This window comes from Mesorhizobium sp. M0862 (assembly GCF_040319795.1).
Lineage (GTDB): Bacteria > Pseudomonadota > Alphaproteobacteria > Rhizobiales > Rhizobiaceae > Mesorhizobium.
Genome location: NZ_JAMYOJ010000006.1, coordinates 281170 through 298121, shown reverse-complemented (window position 1 = coordinate 298121; position 16952 = coordinate 281170). Strand labels below are relative to the sequence as shown.

At 63.1% G+C, this 16952-nt stretch carries 15 protein-coding genes; 4 read left to right on the top strand and 11 right to left on the bottom strand.

Annotated elements, in window-relative coordinates:
- The 3 genes from NKI15_RS12240 to NKI15_RS12230 all read left to right on the top strand — a co-directional run bounded on the left by NKI15_RS12240 (position 1) and on the right by NKI15_RS12230 (position 3117).
- Entirely contained in the window at positions 1–1107 is a 1107-nt protein-coding gene (locus NKI15_RS12240; RefSeq protein ID WP_023691695.1) for a glycosyltransferase, read from the top strand.
- Positions 1108–1276: 169 nt separating this feature from the next.
- A complete protein-coding gene (locus NKI15_RS12235) occupies positions 1277–2005 on the top strand; it encodes a N5-glutamine methyltransferase family protein (RefSeq protein ID WP_023696869.1) in 729 nt (242 codons plus the stop codon).
- Complete coding sequence (locus NKI15_RS12230; RefSeq protein ID WP_023696870.1) at positions 2002–3117, top strand: hypothetical protein; 1116 nt, start codon at positions 2002–2004, stop codon at positions 3115–3117. Before NKI15_RS12235 ends, NKI15_RS12230 begins: the two co-directional genes overlap by 4 nt.
- Positions 3118–3251: 134 nt before the next feature.
- On the opposite strand, the gene nadE is transcribed toward NKI15_RS12230, so the two are convergent.
- The 4 genes from nadE to asnB are packed head-to-tail and all read right to left on the bottom strand — an operon-like array spanning position 3252 to position 8047.
- On the bottom strand, positions 3252–4256 hold the full coding sequence (gene nadE, locus NKI15_RS12225; RefSeq protein WP_023696871.1) for an NAD(+) synthase: 1005 nt from the start codon (positions 4254–4256) through the stop codon (positions 3252–3254).
- The gene (locus NKI15_RS12220) at positions 4253–5800 is read right to left on the bottom strand and encodes a class I adenylate-forming enzyme family protein (RefSeq protein ID WP_352513973.1); all 1548 of its coding nucleotides are present in this window, start codon (positions 5798–5800) and stop codon (positions 4253–4255) included. Before NKI15_RS12220 ends, nadE begins: the two co-directional genes overlap by 4 nt.
- A gap of 23 nt (positions 5801–5823) precedes the next feature.
- Positions 5824–6087, bottom strand: a complete 264-nt coding sequence (locus tag NKI15_RS12215) for an acyl carrier protein (RefSeq protein ID WP_023671787.1) — start codon at positions 6085–6087, stop codon at positions 5824–5826.
- A gap of 22 nt (positions 6088–6109) precedes the next feature.
- Positions 6110–8047, bottom strand: a complete 1938-nt coding sequence (asnB, locus tag NKI15_RS12210) for an asparagine synthase (glutamine-hydrolyzing) (RefSeq protein WP_023735002.1) — start codon at positions 8045–8047, stop codon at positions 6110–6112.
- A 583-nt stretch (positions 8048–8630) separates the two neighbouring features.
- On the opposite strand from asnB, the gene NKI15_RS12205 reads away from it, so the two are divergent.
- Positions 8631–9500 (top strand): hypothetical protein, encoded by an 870-nt coding sequence (locus NKI15_RS12205; RefSeq protein ID WP_352513974.1) that lies wholly within the window; start codon positions 8631–8633, stop codon positions 9498–9500.
- 207 nt (positions 9501–9707) lie between these two features.
- Here NKI15_RS12205 and amaB read toward each other — a convergent pair whose 3' ends face one another.
- The 7 genes from amaB to NKI15_RS12170 all read right to left on the bottom strand — a co-directional run bounded on the left by amaB (position 9708) and on the right by NKI15_RS12170 (position 16855).
- A complete protein-coding gene (gene amaB / locus NKI15_RS12200) occupies positions 9708–11222 on the bottom strand; it encodes an L-piperidine-6-carboxylate dehydrogenase (protein WP_023735004.1) in 1515 nt (504 codons plus the stop codon).
- Positions 11223–11397: 175 nt separating this feature from the next.
- Complete coding sequence (locus tag NKI15_RS12195; protein ID WP_023707663.1) at positions 11398–12672, bottom strand: RNA polymerase sigma factor; 1275 nt, start codon at positions 12670–12672, stop codon at positions 11398–11400.
- Positions 12669–13043 carry a YciI family protein gene (locus tag NKI15_RS12190; protein ID WP_023671781.1) on the bottom strand — a complete coding sequence of 125 codons (375 nt, stop codon included), beginning with the start codon at positions 13041–13043 and terminating at the stop codon, positions 12669–12671. The genes NKI15_RS12195 and NKI15_RS12190 overlap by 4 nt, the downstream gene beginning before the upstream one ends.
- 82 nt (positions 13044–13125) lie before the next feature.
- The gene (locus tag NKI15_RS12185) at positions 13126–14226 is read right to left on the bottom strand and encodes a DNA topoisomerase IB (RefSeq protein WP_023686314.1); all 1101 of its coding nucleotides are present in this window, start codon (positions 14224–14226) and stop codon (positions 13126–13128) included.
- A gap of 63 nt (positions 14227–14289) precedes the next feature.
- Entirely contained in the window at positions 14290–15051 is a 762-nt protein-coding gene (locus NKI15_RS12180) for a hypothetical protein (RefSeq protein WP_352513975.1), read from the bottom strand.
- The gene (locus NKI15_RS12175) at positions 15048–15851 is read right to left on the bottom strand and encodes a glycosyltransferase family 2 protein (protein WP_352886125.1); all 804 of its coding nucleotides are present in this window, start codon (positions 15849–15851) and stop codon (positions 15048–15050) included. The genes NKI15_RS12180 and NKI15_RS12175 overlap by 4 nt, the downstream gene beginning before the upstream one ends.
- Positions 15848–16855, bottom strand: coding sequence for a glycosyltransferase family 2 protein (locus NKI15_RS12170; RefSeq protein ID WP_352886123.1), 1008 nt, complete (start codon positions 16853–16855; stop codon positions 15848–15850). Before NKI15_RS12170 ends, NKI15_RS12175 begins: the two co-directional genes overlap by 4 nt.
- Positions 16856–16952 lie beyond the last annotated feature (97 nt).

The window sequence follows — 16952 nt, the reverse complement described above, 5'->3', positions numbered from 1 at the left end:
ATGGCGAAGCGGATTGTCTTTCACATTGCCAGCCTCAGGGGCGGCGGCGCCGAGCGTGTGTTCGTCCTGATAGCGAACGAGCTGGCATCGCGCGGCCACAACGTCACGCTTTTTACCTGGAACGCGCAGGGGCCCAATGCCGCCCTGCTTTCGCCTGCCGTGCATCTGGTCGATTTCGGCCTCCCCATTCGCGGCGAGGGTTATGGCAAGTGGGCGACATTGAAAGGCATCGTGCGAAGCGCGGGCCTGCTTGGCCGCCTTTCTCCCGACGCGATCTACAGCGCCCCGGAATTCGCCAATCTGGTCGTGGCGCTGGCGCTTTCCCTCGCGCGAAGCAGGGCGCGGTTCTTCCCGAGTTTCCACGCCGCCGCCTCACTGCCTTCCGGCAGCCTTGGCGCGAAAATGGCGGTCTGGCTTTCGGCCCTGGTTGCGGCCCGCGCCACCAGGGCCATCGCGGTTTCTGAGGGTGTCGGCGGCGATCTTGTGGCCCGAGGCTTCCCGAAATCCAAGGTCGTGGTCATCAACAACCCGCTGCCGCCGGCTGCGGCATCCCAGCAACGCGCCTACGCCTGGCAGGCAGAGCTCGCGGCGATGGGCGACGGCCCCATCATCATCACCGCCGGACGCCTGGTGCCCGTTAAGGATCATTGGACGTTGCTGCGGGCCTTCGCTGTGCTGCGCGCCGGGCGCCGGGCCCGGCTTGTCATCTTCGGCGAGGGTCCGCTGGCCGACGAGTTGCGCGCCTATGCCGAAGAATCCGGTATCGGCGCAGACGTTCTGTTTGCGGGCTATGTCAATGATCCGGCGGCCTGCTACGCCGTAGCTGACTTGTTCGTCCTATCATCGACCAGCGAGGGCTTCGGCAATGTTCTGGTCGAGGCCATGGCAGCGGGGATTCCGGTGGTCTCCACGGACGCGCCGCACGGCCCGCGCGAAATACTTGATGACGGCCGCTTCGGCGCCCTGGTGCCGGTCGGCGATGCCGCGGCCCTGGCAGTGGCGATGGCCGGAATGCTCGACCAGCCGACAACCGCCGCGATCCTGAAAAGCAGGGCGGCGGATTTCGAAATTGAAAAGATCGGAGACCGGTACGAGGCGTTGCTCTGAATTAGCGCATGGATCGGCTTGCGGCGGCACAGGAATCCGCCATTGATGGGACAGGACGCCGCCAACATAGGCCGGTTACTCCCAATCCAATCATGATCTTTAACATCAATTTACCCGGAGTTGGTAACAACAGGGAACCCGCGTTTTATCCTCAGGATAGGGATTTTCCTTGCCGCAGCATCACAGCCTTCCTGCCGGCCGTGCAAACGATCGCAATTGGCCGCGATTGCACCGCTTCATGCGGGTTGAGCTGGAACTCGCGCCTGACGTCCTGGTGCCGCGAGCCGAAACGGAACTGCTTGGCCGGACGGCCGCGGCCATTCTTGGCGAACAGGCGCACGAAACGATCCTGATCGACATGTGCTGCGGCAGCGGCAATCTTGCCGTGGGCATCGTCAGCGAATGTCCTCGGGCTCGGGCATGGGCGGCGGACCTGACCGACAGCACGGTTTCGCTTGCCCGCCGCAATGTTGTGCGCCTCGCCCTGCAGGACAGGATCAAGGTCCGGCAAGGCGACCTATTTGCCGCGATCGAGGGTGACGGCCTCCACGGCGCTGCCGACATGGTTTTGTGCAACCCGCCCTATATTTCGTCGTCCCGTCTCGATAGCGAAAGCGCGCATCTGTTGGAGAACGAACCTCGGGAAGCTTTCGACGGCGGCCCTTACGGTATTTCGATCCTCCAAAGGCTGGTCCGGGATGCCGCAGCTTTCCTCAAGCCAGGCGGATGGCTGCTGTTTGAGTTCGGCGAAGGTCAAGATCGGCAGATAGCAACCCTTTTATCGAGAACGAAATCCTACGAAACCCCAACCTTTGCCGTGACGGCCGACGGCCAGCCCCGTGTCGCCATGGCGCGCAAACATGGTGGCCGGGTTCCCGGAACCGGGAGCCCGGCGTGAGCGTCGTCCGCGCCCTCGATCAGGCCGACCTTGCGGCCGTCGCGGGCATGTTTCAACGCATGCTGCGCAAGAAGCGGGGGCCAGCGCCGGCCTCCCTCGTCGATTACATGAGGCGGTTTTATCTGGACGCACCCGACTGGGGCAGCGGGCTCCGTTCGCTTGTCCATGTCAATGACGCCGGCCAGGTTTCCGGGTTCGTCGGCGTTCATGCGCTGCCGATGAAATTCAACGGCCGGCAGCTCTACGCTGCCATCTGCAGTTCGCTGATGGTCGAGGATCACGAGACCGATCCGATGGCCGGTGCCCGCCTGTTGAAGGCCTTCCTCGATGGTCCGCAGGACATCTCCTTCAGCGAAACCGCCAATGATACGTCCGTGAAACTGTGGACGCGGCTTCGCGGCGTTGTGCTGCCGCAATACAGCCTTGACTGGGTTCGCGTGATGCGGCCGGCGACCTTCATGCTCAGCCTTTTTGCCAATCACATGAAGCTTGCCTGGATGTTCAACCCGCTCGCCCGGATCGTCGACCGGCTCTACCTTCGCAAAATGAAGGGCAGTCAACGACGCTGGACCGGCGTCGTCGCCAACGCATCGAGCCGGGGGGCATTTCGGACCTCCGAGATCGACAGCGGCAGCTTTGCGGGGCTGCTGGAGCCGCTTTGCGCCCAATTTCCGCTACGTCCGCAGTGGGCGGAAGGTCAGCTCAACCATATTCTGGGCGATGCGGCGCAAAAGCCGGATTTCGGAGAGCTTGTCTACGTGTCGGTGGCATCGCCGAACGGCGCCAATGTCGGCGCTTTCGCCTATTACGCGCGACCGGACGGGATCGGCCGCGTGCTGCAGGTCCTCGCTCTTCCCGGCCAGGCCGGGCCGGTGATCGATTGCCTGGTCGAGCATGCCGCCCGGCGCGGTGTCTCCGGCTTGCGCGGCCGCGTCCAGCCCGCGCTTCTGGACGCCATGCTTGTAAGACGCATAGCCTTCATACCGGTCGCCTCGACCGTCGTGCATTCACGCGATCCCGAGCTTCTCGATGCCATGAAGAACGCGCAGGTCTTTCTGAACGGGCTTGCGGGCGAGCAGTGGAGCCAGTTGATCGGCGGCCGCTTCACCTGAAGCGTTCCGCCTACAGCAATTCCAGGAAAGGGTGCGCGGCTTTCCGTCCGGAATTGCGTAAAGACAAGAGCTTAGTATTTCTTTCATGCATGTCGTATCGCAAGACCGGATCACTTTTGCTCGATATGCATAGGTCAGGAGCCGACTTCGTCCACGCCGTCAACGAGCTGCGGGCGCAGGTGCAGATAGCGCGTTGCCTTTCGCTTGGCGGCGATGTCGGCCCAGACGCGTTCGATCTGTGAGGCGGTCAATCCCGCCGCTTGCCCTACCACCTCGGCGGACACGCCGTTGTTGAGGCCGTAGAGACACAGATCCATCCGATCGTAAGGCAGGGAGAAGTAGAATTCTTCCTGCGTCTGCGCCAGCGAGTAGGTGTCGGTGGTCGGCGGCCGGTTGCGGACCTCTTCCGGAATGCCGAGATAGGCGGCTAGCGCATAGACCTGCGTCTTGTAGAGATGCGCGATCGGCTTGACGTCGGCGGCGCCGTCGCCGTTCTTGACGAAGAACCCCTGATCGTATTCCAGCCGGTTCGGTGTGCCGAGCACGGCGAAGTTCAGCCGGTCGGCATGATAATATTCGATCTGCTTGCGGGTGCGCTGCTTCATGTTGGTGGCGGCAACGATGCCGAGATAGACCGTCACCGGCATCCGCAGTTTCGTCTGCTTGCCTTGCGGGTCCTGCACCACCAGCGAGGAGATGTTGTAGCCCTCGCCTTCGAGCACGTTCGCGATCACGATCTTTGAGGCCCAGCCCTTGCCATAGTCCGGGACCATTTCGCGGATGAAGGCGTCGCGGCGTTCATAGCAGCCCATTGCCCGCAGGGTCGGCCCGATATCCTCCACAACGGCCTCGACGCCGAAAGTGTCGGCGACCAGATGGCCGAGTCGCAGGCTTTCGGGGTCGGAATCGCTTTCCGGCATGAGCACGCACAGCACATTCTGGTGGCCGACGGCACGCGCGGCCAATGCAGCCGAAACGCTGGAATCTATACCGCCCGAAAGACCGAGCACGAGGCCGCGCTTGCGAATGCCGCGCAACTGCTCGCGCAGGGCCGCCACGATCCTGTCCGTTTCGGCGGCGGGATCGATGACCAGGGCTTGCGTGAAGGCCGGCGCATCCTGGGTTGAGCCGATGTTCATTGCTCGGCCTCCATCATCTCAGCCGCGAGCCGGCGGCTGACCTTGCCCGACTCCGTCTTCGGTAATTCGCTGCGGAACTCTATGATTTTGGGGACCATGAAATCCTCCAGGTGCCGCGCGCAGTGACGAATGATGTCCTTTCCGCCAAGCGCCGGATCGGACCGCACGACGAGCGCGCCAATCGCATGCCCCAGCACCGGATCCGGCACGCCGACGACCACCGCTTCCGCGATACCTGGATGGGCGTGGAGCACTGCCTCCACTTCCTTGGGGGCGACCTTCTCGCCACGCGTCTTGATGATATCGTCCTTACGCCCGACAAAATAGAGAAAGCCGTCCTCGTCGGTCTGGAACAGGTCGCCCGTATAGAGCACCTTTTCCCAAGGGTTAGGCCCCGGCCGGAGCGCTCGTTCCGTCGCGGCCTGGTTGCGCCAATAGCCCTGCATGACGTGCGGACCGCGGATAACGAGCTCACCTGCCACGCCCGCCGGCACGCGTTGTCCAAGGTCGTCGACGACAAAGGCTTCCGTGTTGGGGATGGCTATGCCGACCGACCCTGGCCGGCGGTCAAGTTCCTCGGGTGGCAAATAGGTGCAGCGCTTGCATTCGGTCAGCCCATACATCGAATAGATCCGGACGCCGGGCAGCAGCGAGCGCAGGCGTTCTATGTGGGCTGGCGGCAAGGCGGCCGCGGTGTTGGAAATATAGCGGAGGCTGGGCAGGAAACCCGGCGCCAGATCACGCATCTGCAGGATCATCGCCGCCATGGTAGGCACCAGCGGAAGGCCGGTGACGCCCTCTTTGCGGATGCGTTCGAAGATCTCGTGCGGGAAGGCGAAGGACTTCTCGAGCACCAGCGTGGCCCCGAGCCTGACTGCCATCAGCAACTGATAGAGGCCATAGTCGAAGGCAAGCGGGAGGACGTTCAGGATGATGTCGTCCGGCGCGTTGCGCAGATAGGTGGCGATCGACCCCGCGGCAGCGTCGCAATTGCGATGCGTCATCATCACACCCTTGGGCCGGCCGGTCGAACCTGACGTGTAGATCAGCATCGCAAGGTCGACGTCGATGCCGCGATGGTTCACCTCCGCGCCATCGAACGTCAGGCAGTCAGTCAGGGACGCGGCCCCTGCCGGGCATTGCCCATCGGCCCCAGGGGTGGAAGCCACGAAGATGCCGGTCTTGCCTTGCGATGCGCAGGCTTCGGTGACCACGGGCATCAGCTTCGCCTGCGTCAGGACCGCCCTGGCGTCGCAATCGGCGATGATGTAACCGAGCTTGTCGGCCTTTGTGGAGGGGTTGATCGGACTGAAGGTCGCACCTGCCTTGAGTGCGGCAAAGATCGATACGGCGGCCTCCCAGCAATTGTCCATGAAGATCAGAACGCGGTCGTCGCGCCTGATCCCATTCATGAAGAGAGCGGTGGCCAGCCGGCTCGAAAGGTCGTCGAGTTCTTCGTAGCTCAGCCTTTTGCCCCTAGTGACCAATGCCGTCTTGGCCGGGTGGGCAGCAGCCTTCGCCACCAGAAAATGCTCGATCCGCACGGGACGTTCCTCGCCGTTGGCGCTTACGCTGCCAGCGTTTGTGCTCTCGCCTCGATGAAGGACGAGATGCGGTCAAGCGAGTCCAGGTTGGCCGGAACGATGTCGGCATCCACCATCGCGATGCCGAAATTGTCCTCGATGAAGGCCACCAGCTCAAGCACCGCAGTCGAGTCGATAATATCGTTCTCGATCAGCGAGGCTGAATCCGACAGTTTGTAGGAGGTGTCGCCGAACAGGAAGTTGTCGACGATAAAGCTTCTGACCCTGTCCTTGATTGCCGTCATCATGTCTTTCCTTTTCCTCGCCGTCTCAGGCCGCTCTTGCCGCGCCGACCGCTTGGCCGGCGAAATTCTTCTGCCACAGCTGCGTCGACAGAATGCCGACGAAGGCGGCGTTGTCGCGAAATCCGGTCGCGGTCTCCATGCGGCATTTCTCGTGGAGCTTGGCCACCGCCTTGGCGTTGAACAGGCCGCCGGCGGTAATGCTCGCCTCGCCCAGGCAGTCACGAACATAGTCTAGTTCCTCCGCCCCGACGAAGGAGCGGGCCTCCGGGGCGCGGTAAGGTTGCTTGGTGCGTTTGCCGATCGTCGCCGGAAGGTGGTGCCTGGCCACCTTGCGCAATATGTGCTTCTCCATCAAGCCTTGCAGTTTCATCTCCGGCGGAAGTCTTGCCGCGAACTCTACCACGCGATGATCCAGGAAAGGAAACCGCCCTTCGATGCCGTGCGCCATGGCCATCCGATCGCCTTGGCTGGAGAGGATGTAGCCGGGCAGGAGGAAACGGGTTTCGAGATACTGCGCCTGATGCAGTGGATGCCATAGGGAAAACGCCTCGGGCAGGCGGCTGGTCAGCTCTTCAGCCGCGTCATAGCCCTTCAACGTCGCACGCAGATCGCCGGAAAAGAAGATTTTCGCCGCCGCCGTGGTCTTGAAGCGTGGCCGATGCGAGAACAGCGGATCGTCGAGGGCAGCGTTGCTGGTGCCGAAGAAGGCAGCCAGATACTCCACCGATTGCTGTTGCAGGCCCGGCAGATACGGGTAAAGCCGGCGGAACAGCTGCGGCCTTATGCGCGATGTGGGCTGCCGCCCGCAGAACCGGCGGACACGCGCCTCCTTGAAGACGTCGTAGCCGGCGAAGACCTCGTCGGCGCCTTCACCCGTCAGCACCACCTTCAGGCCGGCCTGGCGAACCAGGGCGGATAATTTGTAGAGTGGCGCTGGCGCCGTGCGGATGATCGGCCGCTCGGCAAAGCGGACGACCTCAGGAAAGACCCCGGCGATATCGCGGGCGCCGCATTCTATGGCGTGGTGGCGCGTGCCGAGCGCCGAGGCCATTTCGATCTGAAAGGCGCTTTCGTCATGCTCGGCGCTGTCGAAGGTTACGGAAAATGTCTCCAGTCTCCGAGGAGTCATGCCGGCGGCAAGCGCCGAAACGAGCGACGAATCGAGCCCTCCGGAAAGATAGGAACCGACCGGCACGTCGGCCCGCATGCGAAGCCTCACCGCATCGGTCAGAAGGGCTTGCAACTCCTCTGCCGCGTGGTCCTCGTTCGTGATCTTCGACGGCTCATCACGATGCGGATAGTCCAGGTGCCAGTACCGCTTGACCGTGACCTGCCCCTGCGTCGCAATCATCACACTTGCCGGTTCCAACTCGTGGATATTGCGGAACGCCGTGCGCGGAGCGATCGGCGCCCACAGCGTAAAGATCTGGTCCAGCGCAATCGGATCAATTTCAGCGGAGACGCCCGGGACCTTCAGCAGGGCTTTGATCTCCGAGGCAAAGTAAAGCACCCCGTCCTTGCTTGTGTAGAACAGCGGCCGGACACCCATCCGGTCTCGTGCAAGCACCATTCGTCGCTGCCGATTGTCCCATATCGCCAAGGCGAAATCACCGTTCAGGAGAGACAAGCAGTCTTCGCCCATCTCCTCATAGAGCTGAAGGATGACCTCTGTGTCGCTCGACGTCCGAAAGTGCCGGCCCTTGGCGATCAGCCCTTCGCGCAGTTCTATGTAGTTGAAAATCTCGCCGTTGAACGCAATCGTCAAATTGCCGGCCTCGTCGGACATCGGTTGCTGGCCGTCGCCGATGCCGATCACCGACAGCCGCGCATGCCCGAGCCCGGCATCGGGTGCTACGAATTTCCCTTGCTCATCCGGCCCACGATGGGCAATTGCGGCTACCATGTGCGTGAGCAAAGCTTCCGCATCCCGGATTGACCCGAAATAACCCCCGAATCCACACATCCCTTGAACTCATATTGAACGCTAAGGTGCGGAACATAACCTCGATAGTGGCATCTGGGGTTAATCCGATAATTTCACCGAGCATGTGGTTAACAAGAAGTTTGCCACGATGTGGTCTTCGTGGCTAGGACGCGATGGCTCTCCATCACCTCGCGCTTGCGGCCGTAATAGCCGGAACGATAGCCCAGGCGCTCCGACGTGGCGAACCGCCTGGATACAAACGGACCGCGCGCAACGTGCTGGCGATCTTAAGGCAAATTCAACCGCAGGCTGCCGAGCTGACTATTATTGCGGTAGGTTTTTCAACGGTTGCAATGGCTTAGCGTTTTCCGACACGCCCTAGGCGCGAACGGACCAGAGCGTTTCCAAAAAAGTGTGACACGGTTTTCTCTGCAGAAGCGCGCGGCGCTTCTCAAGCAATTTGCCTCGAAATCAGGAGATGACGGGGGTTTCAACGTGTCTGTGGAACGGTTGATCGCTCTAGGCCTTTTGTCCGGGTTGGCATGGCCGGACACGGCCGGCTAAGGCTGGAAATGTGATTGCACGTCTTCGCTGCCGGGGGGCTGGCCGGAGGACGAGGAGGATGGCGCTGAATTTCGAATATATTGCCGGCCATCCGGCGCTGCACCGTCATGTCGAGGCGCAGTCGAAGGCGCTGCTGCATATCTATGAAACGAGCCCACGCCTGGCCGCCGTGTTCGCCACGCAACAGCGCTGGCTGCTGGCTCACACCGGCCTAGCCCTGCATTTCGCCCGCGACCCGCGCGATCCCCGCACGGAACTGACACTGGCCCGCTTCATCGATGCCGTGCTTCACTATTCCGTCGCCAGCCGCAACACGGCCGAAGCCTTCATCAAGGAGATGCTGTACTATCACATCATCGAATACCTGCCGCACACCGGTGATGGACGAGCCCATCCCTTTCAGGTGACGGCAGCGACGCTGAAGGAATTCGACGGCTGGGTGGTTGCGCATCTGCGCACGCTCGACGGTCTCGACAGCGGCAACCGCCTCGCCGCTTTTCTCGAGCAGCACGGCATGATTGCCAGGCTGCAGCCGCTGGTGGCGGAAGGCCTGCTCTCCTCCAACCCTGTGCGTGAGCCCAAGCAGACGTTTTCGCTGTTCATCTGGCTCAACAATGGCGGCATCGTCATGGATTGGCTGATGTCCGGCATCGATCCCGACAATGCCGCCCTCGACCGGATCCCGACCAGCGTGGTTTCGATCGGTGAATTCGCCAGTTGGCTAAAACTCTCGCGCACCCATCTTGCGCGCAAATTGCGCGACGCCGAAAAGCTCGGCAGCGTCGGCTGGCTGGGCCGGCGCGGGCATTCCGTAATGTGGGTCTCGAACAGCTTCTACCAGGAATACATGACCGTGCAGGCCGCCAAGCTTGCCGTCATCGATGCCGCGTTCGAGGCCTGCCGACCGGCGTCGCCGCACGCTGGCTGAACGTTCGGCGCAGACGCTGTTGCGCAGCCGATCGTGCCGACCGCGAGGACCCGTCCGGGCGCATGGCCGAGGTGGCCTTTCCGCCGTCGGGATACGGACATCTGGACAGCGGGGGCGAAGCCTGAAAGCGGAACGATCCGCGCGAGCGGCAGCGATCCGCCCGACGGGTTCGGGTGGATCAACTGGTCAAAAGCCGGGCGCAGCATCTCAATCGATGTCGAATGAAACGCCCTGCGCCAGCGGCAGCGCCTTGGAATAGTTCACCGTGTTGGTGGCGCGGCGCATATAGGCCTTCCAGGCATCGGAGCCGCTCTCGCGGCCGCCGCCGGTTTCCTTCTCGCCGCCGAACGCGCCGCCGATCTCGGCGCCCGACGTGCCGATGTTGACGTTGGCGATGCCGCAATCCGAACCATCGACGCCGAGGAAGCGCTCGGATTCCTGCAGATCGCGGGTGAAGATCGACGACGACAGTCCGGCGCCGACCGCATTGTGCTCGTCGAGCACGGCATCGAAATCGGAGTACTTCATCACATAGAGGATCGGCGCGAAGGTTTCTTCGGTGACGGGAGCCACCTGCTTCGGCATTTCGACCAGCGCCGGATGCACGTAATAAGCATCGGGATGGCCATTCTCGACCCGCGAACCGCCGGTCAGCTTGCCACCGTGAGCGGTGGCTTCCTTGAGCGCCTTCTGCATGGCGTCGAACGCCGCCTTGTCGATCAGCGGCCCGACGAGCGAAGACGTCTCCAGCGGATTGCCCACCGAGACGCTCTCATAGGCCTTCTTCAGCCGCGGCAGCAGCGCGTCATAGACGCTGTCATGCACGAACAGGCGCCGCAGCGTCGTGCAGCGCTGGCCCGCGGTGCCCATGGCGCCAAAGGCGATGGCGCGCAGCGCCATGTCGAGATCGGCGGTCGGGCAGACGATGCCGGCATTGTTGCCGCCGAGCTCGAGCACGGCGCGGGCAAAGCGCTTGGCCAGCCGCGGGCCGACATCCCGGCCCATGCGGGTCGAGCCGGTGGCAGAAACCAGCGCCACCTTCGGGTGGTCGACCAGGATCTCGCCGACGGAGCGGTCGCCAATCAGCACCGGTGCCAGGCCCTGCGGCGCATCCGCGCCGAAGCGCTTGACCGCGCCGGCAAAAATCGCCTCGCAGGCGAGCGCCGTCAGCGGCGTCTTTTCCGAGGGCTTCCACACCACGGCATCGCCGCAGACCAGCGCCAGCGCCGCGTTCCACGACCACACCGCGACCGGGAAGTTGAAGGCCGAAATGACGCCGACGACGCCGAGCGGATGCCAGGTCTCCATCATGCGATGTCCCGGACGCTCGGTGGCGATAGTCAGACCGTAGAGCTGGCGGGAAAGGCCGACGGCGAAATCGCAGATGTCGATCATTTCCTGGACTTCGCCGAGGCCTTCCGACGGGATCTTGCCGACCTCGACCGACACCAGCCGGCCAAGCTCGGTTTTGTGCGCGCGCAACTCCTCGCCGAGCAGCCGCACCAGTTCGCCGCGCCGGGGACCCGGCACCATCCGCCAAACCTGGAACGCCGTGTGCGCGGCATCGATGGTCTTGGCCGCATCGGCCGGCGAAATCGTCTTCAGCGCCGCGATCTGTTCACCCGTCACCGGACTGCGCACGACGAGGTCGCCGCCGGTCAGCGCGTCCTTGGCCACACCCAGTTTCGCCAGAAGTTCGGCCGTTTCCTTCGCTATCGTCATTTTCATCCCTTTCAGATCCGCTCGCCATCATAGGGCGGCGGTCGAGCCTTGGCGCCATTATCGCCCGCATGCCGCAGGCGCTGTCATGGCGTGCCATTACTCGGTTCAGGGGAAAATCGCCACCCCGGCATGGGCCAAGCCGGGATTGCACGATTGAGCCAGAGGAGAAACAGGCTTAGTGCGCTGTCTTCGCCGGCGCCTTCACGGCTCCGTCTCGCATCAGCCGGTCGATATGCATGCGGATATGGGCGGCTTCCGCTGCCGTGTTGGCCAACGCAATGGCGCGATCGAAGGCGACACGCGCCTCTTCGCCACGGCCGAGCTGCATCAACAGACCGCCCTTGAGGCCGAAGAAGTGGAAATAGCCGGACAGCCTCTCGCCTAGCGGCTCGATCATGGCAAGGGCAGCTTCCGGCCCGCGCACCTTGGCGACCGCAACGGCACGGTTCAGCGTCACCACCGGCGAAGGTTGCATCGCCTCCAGCAGGCTGTAGAGCAGGTCGATCTCTGTCCAGTCGGTCTCCTCGGGGGTTGCCGCCCGCGCATGAAGGGCGGCGATCGCCGCCTGCACCTGGTAGGGTCCGGGCTTCTGGTGGCGCAGGGCCTTGTCGACCAGCGCCAGGCCTTCGTCGATCATCTTGCGGCTCCACAGCGAGCGGTCCTGGTCGTCGAGCAGCACGATCTCGCCATTCTCGTCGAAGCGGGCCGGCGCGCGCGCATGCTGCAGCAAAAGCAATGCCGTCAGGCCCATGATCTCCGGCTCGGTCTGGAACAGCCGCAGCAACAGGCGAGCCAGCCGGATCGCTTCCTCGCAAAGCGGCGCACGCGCCGGCGCCTCGCCGCTGTTGGTGGAATAACCTTCGTTGAAGATCAGATAGACCATGGCGGCGACGGCGGCGAGCCGCTCCGAGCGCTCGACCGCGCCGGGCGTCTCGAACGGCACGCCGGCATCTGCAATGCGCGCCTTGGCGCGCGTGATGCGCTGTTCCATGGCGCTTTCGCCGACCAGGAACGCACGCGCGATCTGTTTGACGGTGAGACCGGAGACGATGCGCAACGCCACCGCGATCTGCTGCGTAGGCGGCAGATCCGGATGGCAGCAGATGAACAAGAGCCGCAATATGTCGTCGCGGTAGTGTGCGCCGTCCAGCCGTTCGGCGATATCGCTCTCGGCATCTTCGAGGTCCGAGATCTGGTCCTCTTCCGGCATCGGCGCCTGCTTGGCGCGCTTGCGCACCGCGTCGATGCCGGTGTTGCGGCCGACAAAGATTAGCCAGGCCGCAGGATCGCGCGGCGGCCCGTTCTGCGGCCAGTTCTTGAGTGCCCTCAGGCACGCGTCCTGGAAAGCTTCCTCCGCCGTATCGAGATTGCGGAAATAGCGCAGCAGCGCACCCATAGCCTGCGGGCGGGCAGCGCTGATCGCCGAGCTTATCCAGGCGAGGTCTGTCATGTGGCTACTCTGGTTGGGTTGAAGACGGAAACCGGTCGGATCTCATAGGATCCGCCGCTGGGATTGACCTCGGAAAGCTCGCGCGCGAAGTCGACGGCTTCGTCGAGATCGGCGCATTCCAGCGTATAGAAGCCGAGGAACTGTTCCTTGGTCTCGGCAAACGGGCCGTCGATGACGACCGATTCGCCCTTGACCTTGCGCAGCGTCGTCGCGGCGGTGGTGGGCAAAAGCCGCGCCACCGGCCCAAGCCGGCCGGCTTGAGCATATTTTTCCTGCACATGCATGAGCTTTGCCATGACCTCGTCATCCTGTGCCTTGCTCCAGGAGGAGACGACATCTTCGGAGGCATAGCAGAGGATAGCGTAGAGCATGGGACGTCCTTTTCTGTCTCAAAGGACGAAACAGTAGGGCCTGTGCCGACATGGCGTCGACAAAAAAGTTACGCCATTTTTGTCAGCCTTCGCTTGCCTTCAACCATCTCAGCACAAGAGCCTCTTCATCATCGAGACCGTCGATCGCTCGCTTGCGCTTGTTGGCCTCGGTCATTTCGCTAAGCAGCCGCCCTTCCACCCAGGCTTCGAAAACCTGTGGATGGATGTAGCATTTGCGGCAGACGGCGCGTGTGTTGCCGAGCCGCTCGGCCACCTTGTCGATGACCGCGTTCATCACACGCTTGGTCTGCGCCTGGCTTTCGGGAAGCTCCGTCCGCGCAAACAGCGACGCGGCATGGATGGTGCCGCCCCAGGTGCGGAAATGCTTGGAGCTGAAATTGGCGCCGATCGCGTCGCGGATATAGCGGTTGACATCGTCGGAACGCACTCCATGCCTCTCGCCGTCCTCGTCGAGATATTGGAACAGTTGCTGCCCCGGAATATCCTGCGCGCCGCGCACGACCCGGGCGATGCGGCGGTCGACCAGCTTCAACTTCCATTCCTTGCCGGACTTGCCCTTGAAGGCAAAGCGCAGGCTGGATCCCTTGATGTCGACGTGGCGGTCGCGCAGCGTCGTCAGCCCAAAGCTCTTGTTGTCGCGGGCATAGGCGGCATTGCCGACCCGGATCATCGTGTTGTCGAGCAGCCAGACAATTGCCGCCACGACGCGCTCGGCCGGCAGGCCGCGGCGGCGCAGATCGGCATCGATCCGGCGGCGCAACTCCGGCAGGCTTTCGGCAAAGGCGACAAGGCTGGAGTATTTGGCGCCGTCGCGCTCGGCGGCCCACAGCGGATGGTAGCGGTACTGTTTGCGCCCGCGCTGGTCGCGGCCGGTCGCCTGGATGTGGCCGGCGGGATCGGGCGAGATCCACACATCCGTCCATGCCGGCGGAATGGCCAGCGCCTTGATGCGGGCAATGGCTGCCGCGCCGACGGCCTGTCCTTTCGCGCCCTTGTAGGAAAAGCCTTCGCCCGCCTTCAGGCGCCGGATCCCCGGCTCGCTGTCGCTGATATAGGTGAGCGAGGCCTGTTCGGCAGCGGTCTGCGCGCCGTTCTTCGGCGCCCCATCGTCCCCCTGTCCGGCCGCCGACCGGCCGGATGGCGTCCCAGATTTGTCCAGCATGCCCGCTCCACGAGATTTTTCTCGTAGATAAGCGCCAGGCCGACTGCTGGTTCCACCGCGTTGCTATGGAATGTGGTCGGGTCCACCAATGGTGGCATCAGCCGGCACGGCCATCCAGAGGCCGCCATCGTCGACGTGAGGCGGATGGTAGTCGCGCCCGGGCGGAATCTGTTCGAACACGGCCCCTGCCTCATCGGCAAGGTAGTCATAGCCCACATCCTGGAGGAGCCCCTTTGGATCAAGGTGGTGGTAGAGATTGCGGCGGGCGATCCGCCGCTTCGGCTCCATCATTTTCAAATGATAGAGGTTGAGCCCGCTGTTGCGGGCCTTGAAACCAAGATCGGGAGGATACCAGAGCCCATGCAGGTCCTCTGGTCGGTACTTCGCCGGATCGTAGGCTCTGAACAGACGATACTGGAACTTTTCGGCCCACAGCCCGTCGACCCGGTACTCGGTCGGCGAATACAATTCGCGGAGCCGGAACCCCCAGACCATGCGCCTGTAATCCCCCGTCAGCTGTCCGATCCGCTCCGCGGTACCGCGTTCCAGCCGCTCATCGGGATCAATAGCGAGGATCCAGTCGGCGGCAGCTTCATGCGCTGCGTCGAGCAAGATCCGCCGCCGCTGCGGCTCGCTGCTGAACACGCCGGTCGCCCCGCGATCGTCATAGGCAATCCAGCCGTCAACGACCGGATCGATATTGGTGATCAGATCGGCAACCAGATGCGCGTCATAACGATAGCTGAAAACTGCGACCGTTCTCTGGCGCGTCCAGAACAGTCGGCTCCGTCGCCAGCGTCGAGGCTTGATTTGGCTCGTTATCATTTTCTTGTTGCCGCTTTCACGCGATTTCGCACGCCAATATAGACACCCACGGATTTGACCAGCAGGGCAAGCCAGACAATTGGCATCGACATCATCGCGAAAGTTCGATCCCGATCGGAAAGCCCGATCTTCGCCAGCTTGCGGGCATTCCGCCGATCGCGAAACGTGTCGCGAAAACACCGAAACGGAGTGTTCAGGGCGGACGCTGCGAGGTAATCGCCGCGGCGACAGCCGCGCCTGTACTGATCGGCAAGCAATCTGGACAGCCGGGTTTCGTTGCGATGAACGGTTTGCACCTTAGGCTCCCAGACCGGCTGCAGTTCCTGCGGCAGCCGCCCCAGAAATTCGGTGTCTTCGGCAGCAGGCATGGTTTCATCGAACAAGCCAAATTCATCGAACAGCCGCCGATCGAACGACACGCCGTAACGCAGCGCACGACCCGACGGCAGACCGGGAAGCCGTCGCATGAACATGATCAGATGAGCCGCACAGGCGATCAGATTGCGCGGATGGCTATTCACCATCGCGCTCGCCACGGCGCGGTCGCCAGCCAGATGCCGCTGCATCCGTGCCTCGGCCCAGCCCGAACAGGCGAGGCAATCATCGGCAAGAAAGGCAACGAAAGGCGCTTTGGTGGCCGCAATGCCGAGATTGCGGGCTGCGCCTACAAACAGCCTTCGACCGACCTCGATCACTGGCACCTTGACCCCGGCGCCGGTCAGCAGCGCCAGGACCTCGCCTCCGCCCGAGTTGACCACTATGATCTCGAGCGGCTCATCCTGATCCAGCAGGGATGTCACCGCCTCGACGATTTGAGCCGGCGCGCGATAGCCGATGACAATGACGGCAAGCTGCGGCGGGGCTGATTCAGGCACGTTGCAACTGGACGCGCGGAGAGGAAAACCAGCGCCCGCAGCGCCAGCTTCAGCTGGTAGCGCCTGCAACGCCAGGTGTTCGACCGCACCTTCGGCGCCGCCGCCGCGATCCTCAGGAACCGCGCCGCCGTCTCCAGATCGCCGCGCGCATAGTGAACCCGGGCGATCTTGAGGGCGACCAGCCCCTCCCTGGTCTTTAGCGACGACAGTGGGATGCCACAGTCAGTCAGCTCGCGCAGCGCCAGCCGCCAGTCGAGAAAGCGGCGCACCGGCCTGGTGATGAAGCGATCATCGGAACGCACTGCCGAAACGTGGTAGATCATGACGGGATGCACGATCAGGGCAAGCGACGCCCTGCCCATCAGCCTGGACCAGAACAGCGTGTCCTCGTCATAGGCAAGCCCGGTCGGGAAGCGCGTGTCGCCGACGACGCGCCGGGAAACCAGCGCACTGCCCACGGCGATCGAGCGAATGTGACCTTCCAGATAGGCCGAGGCATTGGCTATACCGTCTTCTATGTAGCCGGCTGGAAGCTTGAGGTTCCGGTTCTCGCCATCGGTGCGCCGACGGTAGGCGCCGATCACCATGTCGGCGGCCGGCTGCGCCCCCGCCCGGACCAGCATCGACCGCAGCCCGCCCTCCAGATGCAAGTCGTCGGCGTCGATCAGGTAGATCCAGGAGCATTGCGCCTGCGCCAGCGCCACATTGCGGGAGCCGCCCGCGTCCCGGCAGTTGCTCATGAGCACGCGCAACGGCAACGAGAATTGCGTGGCGGCATTCAGCGCGGCTTCTGCCGTCCCGTCCGAGGAGGAATCGTCGACCAGCAGCACCTCGCCGATAACCTCGGCTTCGGAACGAAGCGAGGCCAGCGTGGCCGCTATGGTTGCCGCCGCATTGTGCGCCGGGATGATGACACTGATTGCCGTCAATACCGAACTCCGCATCAGCATGCCTGCCGACCGATCCTCCCCGAAGTTTCAACCGAGCATAACGGGCATCGCCGTAGTTGAGAAGCTGTGCTTCGAG

What these genes read in the sequence shown, in the direction of transcription:
- nadE (WP_023696871.1), bottom strand. Translation starts at nt 4,256, where the DNA reads ATGAACATCGGCTCAACCCAGGATGCGCCGGCCTTCACGCAAGCCCTG.
- NKI15_RS12190 (WP_023671781.1), bottom strand. Translation starts at nt 13,043, where the DNA reads ATGCTCTACGCTATCCTCTGCTATGCCTCCGAAGATGTCGTCTCCTCC.
- NKI15_RS12180 (WP_352513975.1), bottom strand. Translation starts at nt 15,051, where the DNA reads ATGATAACGAGCCAAATCAAGCCTCGACGCTGGCGACGGAGCCGACTG.
- NKI15_RS12185 (WP_023686314.1), bottom strand. Translation starts at nt 14,226, where the DNA reads ATGCTGGACAAATCTGGGACGCCATCCGGCCGGTCGGCGGCCGGACAG.
- asnB (WP_023735002.1), bottom strand. Translation starts at nt 8,047, where the DNA reads ATGTGTGGATTCGGGGGTTATTTCGGGTCAATCCGGGATGCGGAAGCT.
- amaB (WP_023735004.1), bottom strand. Translation starts at nt 11,222, where the DNA reads ATGACGATAGCGAAGGAAACGGCCGAACTTCTGGCGAAACTGGGTGTG.
- NKI15_RS12205 (WP_352513974.1), top strand. Translation starts at nt 8,631, where the DNA reads ATGGCGCTGAATTTCGAATATATTGCCGGCCATCCGGCGCTGCACCGT.
- NKI15_RS12240 (WP_023691695.1), top strand. Translation starts at nt 1, where the DNA reads ATGGCGAAGCGGATTGTCTTTCACATTGCCAGCCTCAGGGGCGGCGGC.
- NKI15_RS12215 (WP_023671787.1), bottom strand. Translation starts at nt 6,087, where the DNA reads ATGATGACGGCAATCAAGGACAGGGTCAGAAGCTTTATCGTCGACAAC.
- NKI15_RS12195 (WP_023707663.1), bottom strand. Translation starts at nt 12,672, where the DNA reads ATGACAGACCTCGCCTGGATAAGCTCGGCGATCAGCGCTGCCCGCCCG.